The 5,757-nt window shown below is 30.4% G+C and carries 8 protein-coding genes; 1 reads left to right on the top strand and 7 read right to left on the bottom strand.

From position 1 onward, the window contains the following. Positions 1-29: 29 nt before the first annotated feature. Both VK998_RS08575 and VK998_RS08570 read right to left on the bottom strand, forming a co-directional pair. Positions 30-188, bottom strand: coding sequence for a hypothetical protein (locus tag VK998_RS08575; RefSeq protein ID WP_325227643.1), 159 nt, complete (start codon positions 186-188; stop codon positions 30-32). Positions 189-223: 35 nt separating this feature from the next. Further along, entirely contained in the window at positions 224-1,300 is a 1,077-nt protein-coding gene (locus VK998_RS08570) for a hypothetical protein (protein ID WP_325227641.1), read from the bottom strand. Between the two features lie 148 nt (positions 1,301-1,448). Between VK998_RS08570 and VK998_RS08565 the strand changes: the two genes are divergently transcribed. Beyond that, positions 1,449-2,426: a hypothetical protein gene (locus tag VK998_RS08565; protein ID WP_325227638.1), complete on the top strand. Its 978-nt coding sequence runs from the start codon at positions 1,449-1,451 to the stop codon at positions 2,424-2,426. Between the two features lie 48 nt (positions 2,427-2,474). On the opposite strand, the gene VK998_RS08560 is transcribed toward VK998_RS08565, so the two are convergent. From VK998_RS08560 to VK998_RS08540, 5 genes are all read right to left on the bottom strand, one after another. Continuing rightward, on the bottom strand, positions 2,475-2,945 hold the full coding sequence (locus tag VK998_RS08560; protein ID WP_325227637.1) for a nucleoside recognition domain-containing protein: 471 nt from the start codon (positions 2,943-2,945) through the stop codon (positions 2,475-2,477). A gap of 10 nt (positions 2,946-2,955) precedes the next feature. Beyond that, a complete protein-coding gene (locus VK998_RS08555; RefSeq protein ID WP_325227635.1) occupies positions 2,956-3,372 on the bottom strand; it encodes a nucleoside recognition domain-containing protein in 417 nt (138 codons plus the stop codon). Between the two features lie 71 nt (positions 3,373-3,443). Next, the gene (locus VK998_RS08550; RefSeq protein ID WP_325227633.1) at positions 3,444-4,424 is read right to left on the bottom strand and encodes an acyl-CoA dehydratase activase; all 981 of its coding nucleotides are present in this window, start codon (positions 4,422-4,424) and stop codon (positions 3,444-3,446) included. Further along, the gene (locus VK998_RS08545) at positions 4,417-5,508 is read right to left on the bottom strand and encodes an acyl-CoA dehydratase activase-related protein (protein WP_325227631.1); all 1,092 of its coding nucleotides are present in this window, start codon (positions 5,506-5,508) and stop codon (positions 4,417-4,419) included. Before VK998_RS08545 ends, VK998_RS08550 begins: the two co-directional genes overlap by 8 nt. Beyond that, positions 5,480-5,757 (bottom strand): 2-hydroxyacyl-CoA dehydratase (locus tag VK998_RS08540; RefSeq protein ID WP_325227628.1); only part of this gene is annotated, 278 nt, incomplete at its 5' end. The genes VK998_RS08540 and VK998_RS08545, both read right to left, overlap by 29 nt.

Here is a 5,757-nt window from a genome sequence, read left to right as displayed (position 1 = left end):
AATCTAGATAGATGTTACCGAAGTAGCATCTATCTAGATTTATATCTTCCATAAAAACCTCGTGTTCTATTGTTTAAAAAATTTTCGATATCAGCAACTTTCTCCTTTAGTAGGTCCAAATCTTTTCTAAAATTATGATTTTCTATAGTAGTTATCCTTTTTTCCAACTCATCGATCAAAGTATACATTTTTTCTAACTCTATTTTTATATTATTTTTATTTTCTAAAATTTTGGTATCTTCTTGCTGAAAGTTTGAAATATCTTTTTTTTTAATGGTATTTCTACAGTTTTTTCTGTAGAACCAAATCCCACAAAGCTAATATTAGGATTAAAATTCCCAAATGAATTGTTTATAATAAAACCTTCATCACCCTGATTAAAATACTTATACCTTACAATATTGTTTCCCTTTGATTCTTTCCATAAATAAATAGGACTCCAACTATTTCCCAAATCTTCACTATATCTACTTAATACATTATCATATTCAATCCATACCAACCATAATTTATCTTCATAATATATTAGTGTAGGATCTTGTGGGTTCTCTGGATTTGATATAGTTTGTTCAATTTCCCTTTCTACCAAATTGTCATCATAATTAAACCTTTCATATTTTATCACTAGATTACCTTCTTCAAACTGACAATAAGTTAAATGTAATTTACTATCTTTAACCATGAAATCTAAAAACAACTTATTTTTCTCATGGTTTGTTAATCTGATTTTTTCTTTCCATTCTTTTTCATCTAAATTAAATTTTTTTATATAAATCTGCTCATCTTTAAATTTGTTATAATAAGCTAAAATTATTTCTTCACTAGTTTTAAAAACTTTTAATGGATTCAATAATTCTCTAGCCTTTACTTCATCTACTATATTTGTTTTCCATTCCTCTCCAGTAAAATAATGATGATAAATTCTATATTTTTCCTCTGGCTCAGATAGGAGTATAAAATAAAAAATATGTGGTTTATCTAAATCCATAATTAAATTTAAAAAATATATTTCAAATATTGGTTCTTCTGTTAATTTAATTCTCTCTATCTCCCCATTCTTTTTGATAAGGGTTAATATTAGCTCAAAAGTTCTATCTTGATGAATAATATAGATAGTATCTTTATTATCTATAGAGCCGTCATACTCTAATGAGACTTCTTTTCCTATAATTAATTCCTTATAATCTTTCGTCGCATAATCAAAATGATATCTCACTATATTGCCCTTAAGCAGTCTAAAAAGATGAATATTATTATAAGAATCTGATATTAATAATAATTTTTGCTTAATATACGCCATGTACTCACCACCTAAAATATGACTCTTCTAAAATAATATTACTGAGATCAAAAAAATATTACTGTTATAAATTGTAACAACAATAATAGCAAGAGAATATAATATGAGTGAGACAAGGGACTCATAACTATTGAAAGGGGGAAAAAATATGAGTTCGAATTTTAAACCTGAATCAATTAGCTTAGGTATAACTGATAGATGTTGTGATGGGAATACAGGATGTGAATGGGATGGTACTTTAAGAAACGTCATGGTGGAACCTATATTCACACAAAAGGTATATGATGCTACGTTGGTAAATTTACAAGGCTTAAGCACAGTAAATAATATTAGATTTACTCCAAATCTAGGAAGGAATGCAAGAATAATTCGAATTTTAGATATTAGATGTAGAAGATTCTTTAACCCAAAAAATATTAATGACCCACGTAATTTAATCGTTGATCCTGACACAGTTCTTTCTGGTGGTCAATTTGTAAAAGATGACAAAGGGCATCCAGTAAAAGTAATAGGTCCTGATGGCTTTATGTCTGAAAAAATTATATTTGCTGATACTAGTGAATGTGATGAAGAAGGAGAAGGTACTCCAGTCTTTGGTACTCAAAGAGTCAAAGTAAGAGGTAATGTTATAGTAGAAATAGATGCAGTAGTTCAAACATCTAGTAACAGAAGAAGGACAGTTACTTTAACTGCAAATATTCCTATTACTCCTGTAGAATTAACAAATTTCTTTGAATTATGTATTCCTTCTGTATTTGGAGGAGCATTTTTCCCAAGATTTGCTGAGTTTTGTAATATACTTTGTGAAACCAGATTAGCTACTAATAGCGTTACTAGAGATATAGATATTAATCCAGAAACAGGAGAAGTAAGAATTGACCTAATAATAGCCATATGTATAGCATGTGAAAAGAAAATAATTGTTCCAGTTCAGCTGTGTGTTCTATCTACAGGATTCCCAGAATTATCACCAGAAATATCACCTGTTTGTACTACATTCCCAAGTCTTTTCCCTAGACAAATAGATGATGACAATGACAGTGATAATAATGATCCACCATGTCCTAGACCTCGTCCTCGTCTATCTTTAGAATCTGAAGAAGAAAATGAAGATATTTACAAATAAGACAATTAGTATGAAATAAATAAAAACAGGCGTTTCAAAACGCCTGTTCTATTTATTTCTCAAAAGTAATTTATTGTCTGAGCTCTTATCAATAATTTTTGAAACAAAATATGCAGTAATAATAGCAATAGTCAATCTAGTTATAAAAAGAATCCATAAATTTGCTCCTACTGAAGCAAATATTAAAGTATCCTCAAATATTGCATGGCATGCCGCCAAAAAAATCATCAATACATATAAATCTCTTTTACTTAAATCCTTTCCTTCAGTACTTTCTATTATAACTCCAGCTCCATAGACTAAACCAAAAATCAAACCTATTACCATAGGAAAAACTGCCTCATTGGAAATTCTAAAAAATTTTGAAATAGGGTTTAATTTCTTTGATATAGATTCTAATATATTTGAATTCTTAAGTATTTCCATAATAATCATTAAAGGAATGATTATTATGGCCATATTTACAATAGAGTTAATACTTCCTATAGAACTTTCTTTTAAATAAGCCGCAAAGTTCATTGTTTACCTCCTATAAAATTAGATTTAAAATAATTCCAGATATTAATGCCAAAGATATTCTTATAAGTACTGTTACAATAGCACTAACCCCCACCTTTCTAGCCACAGCTGTTTCTAAAAACAAACCATGAGATAAAGTTAACATAGTAGCTAAAATCGTTGCTTGTTTAGAAGTTAATGTAAGGCTAGCCATAGCCCCTAAACCAGCAAAGAGGTTTATAAAGTTTCCTAAAACCAAAGGAAGGGAAGCTTCCCCAGGAAGACCAATAGTTTTCATTATTGGTTCAAATAATTCAGAAATTGTATTAAGTATAGGAGTATATCCTAAAAATGTAACAAAAAAATAAACAGGTACAACAATTTTAGTCAATTTCCATATAGTCATAATCCCTTTTTTAAACCCATTAATAATACTTTCTTTGTACATAATGTCTCTCCTCATATAATGTTATATGGACATTATAGCATAAAAAAAGCCCTAAGTATATAAACTTAAGGCTATGCTAATTTAGAACTTTTATTATTTATAGCATTTGACCATTTACCACATTTATCTCCATATCTAGCTAATACCCTACCGTCTTCTTTAATTTCTACTACCTCACATGCATTGGAGCAACCATCACATTCAAATCCTTTTACTTGGAAGTTCATCTTATGTAAAGATGTTCCTTTAAAATTGGTTTTTCCTTTCTCTTTAGCTTCATCTTTTGCAAGTATAGCTGCTCCAATAGCCCCCATTACATCATAATTCTCCGGAATATGTATTTCCTGCCCTAAGGCATCTTTAAAAGCTTCTTTAATTCCAGCATTTGCTGCTACGCCACCTTGAAACAGAATAGGAGATAATATTTCTTTACCTTTCCCTACATTATTCAAATAGTTTCTAACTAAAGCATCACATAATCCTCTTGCAATATCCGATTGATTATGTCCAAGTTGTTGTTTATGAATCATATCTGACTCTGCAAATACGGCACATCTTCCAGCAATCCTTACTGAATTTTTTGATTGCAAAGCAAGATTCCCAAAATCACAAATATCAACTCCCAATCTAATAGCTTGCCTGTCTAAAAAAGATCCTGTCCCTGCAGCACATACTGTATTCATAGCAAAATCTACAACGATTTTATCTCTAATAAGAATTATTTTGGAATCCTGCCCTCCTATTTCTATTATAGTCCTTACATCTGGAATAAAATTTAATCCTGCTACTGCATGGGCTGTAATTTCATTCTTCACTATATCTGCACCTACAATTATATTAGCTAAATATCTTCCACTGCCAGTTACTCCTACTCCTAAAATATCTACCTTCCCAAAATCCTTTTCGATTTCACCAATGCCTTCCTTTAAAATTTCAATAGGTTTTCCTTGAGTTCTTAAATACCTTTTATAATGTATATCAATATTTTCATCCATTAATACTATATTGGTACTAACACTTCCTACATCTATACCCATATAATATTTACCCATATTTTACCTCCACCTTCCTTCTTTTGAGTAAATCTACAAAAGCTTCAAGTCTAGTTAAGTAACCAGCTTCTCCCGTCATTTCATCTAATATTAAAGTCATAATGGGAAAATTCAAGTCCTTGCTTACTGTACTTAATATGCTTTTAGCTACTATTTCTGGCATGCAATTTAAAGGTAATAGCTGGATTACCCCGTCAAATCCTATATTTCTATAATATATTGCAGAGCCTACCGTTTCTCTTCCATGACCACCTACCAAAGTTTTTAAATATGGTTTAGCTAATTTATGCTTTTCCCTTTCTGTCTTAGAACCAAAGGGAAAATTTTTAATATGATGATCTACCCATATAGTTGGTGTTAAAGATTTTTCTACAACTACTCCCATATGTCCTAGCTTCCTTTCTATTTCTAGATTTACAAAAGGCTCTATAACTGTATATATTTCCCCTATTATACCGATTCTAATTGGATTATAACCCTTTTTTATTTGTATTTTGTTTAGAGCTTCTATTGTTTCATCCATTAATTCCATCATAGCTTTTTCTCCATATCTTTCTTCTACTTTTCTATAGTAATCATCTATTATTAAGTCTACTTTATAGCTATCTATTGCATATGCCCTTTTTTCATTAGATAGATGAATTATATAATCTGCCTTCTTTATAAGTTCCCAGCCGAGTTTACCTGCTGCTATTGCATCTTTAATGTTTGTTGCTTTAAAAGTTTTATAGATATTTTCTTTTAATGGTTTTAAACCTTCTCCAATAGGATCAAATACTATAAAATTTACATCATATCCTAAATCTTTTAATATATTTTCCTCCAATATAGAATAATATCCAAATCTACAAGGCCCACAACTACCAGTGAGAAGTATAGTATCTGCCCCTTTTTCTATACTCTCGACAAAATTTCCAATCATAATTTTCAAAGGCAAGCATATGGTTTCTTGAGAATACTTAGTTCCAATTTCTAAAGTTCTCCTACTACATCTTGGTGGTGGAACTACATCTTGCCCTAACTCTTCAAAAAAAGCCTTCCCCGCAATATATACGTTACCCATATGTGGAAAAGTTATCTTCATCCTTATCCCTCCACTCTAACATATCTATAAATGCTTCAATCCTTGTGTTTATCCCAGCTTCACCTGTTTGTTCATCTATTGTTAATAAAGTAAAAGGTATCTTGCTTTCCTTAGCCTTTCTTTCAACTAAATCTATCAATACAGAATCTAATCCACAGCCAAAAGCTGATATATATATAATCCCATGGACGGCCTTTCTCTCAATCAATGAAAAGGCAGCCCCTACTATCTTTTGCCCATGAGACCAAA

This window comes from Schnuerera sp. (assembly GCF_035459645.1).
GTDB lineage: Bacteria > Bacillota > Clostridia > Tissierellales > Tepidimicrobiaceae > Schnuerera.
The sequence above is the reverse complement of the archived record's forward strand: the minus strand, read 5'-3'. Positions and strand labels throughout refer to the sequence as shown.

What these genes read in the sequence shown, in the direction of transcription:
- VK998_RS08575 (WP_325227643.1), bottom strand. Translation starts at nt 188, where the DNA reads ATGTATACTTTGATCGATGAGTTGGAAAAAAGGATAACTACTATAGAA.
- VK998_RS08570 (WP_325227641.1), bottom strand. Translation starts at nt 1,300, where the DNA reads ATGGCGTATATTAAGCAAAAATTATTATTAATATCAGATTCTTATAAT.
- VK998_RS08565 (WP_325227638.1), top strand. Translation starts at nt 1,449, where the DNA reads ATGAGTTCGAATTTTAAACCTGAATCAATTAGCTTAGGTATAACTGAT.
- VK998_RS08560 (WP_325227637.1), bottom strand. Translation starts at nt 2,945, where the DNA reads ATGAACTTTGCGGCTTATTTAAAAGAAAGTTCTATAGGAAGTATTAAC.
- VK998_RS08555 (WP_325227635.1), bottom strand. Translation starts at nt 3,372, where the DNA reads ATGTACAAAGAAAGTATTATTAATGGGTTTAAAAAAGGGATTATGACT.
- VK998_RS08550 (WP_325227633.1), bottom strand. Translation starts at nt 4,424, where the DNA reads ATGGGTAAATATTATATGGGTATAGATGTAGGAAGTGTTAGTACCAAT.
- VK998_RS08545 (WP_325227631.1), bottom strand. Translation starts at nt 5,508, where the DNA reads ATGAAGATAACTTTTCCACATATGGGTAACGTATATATTGCGGGGAAG.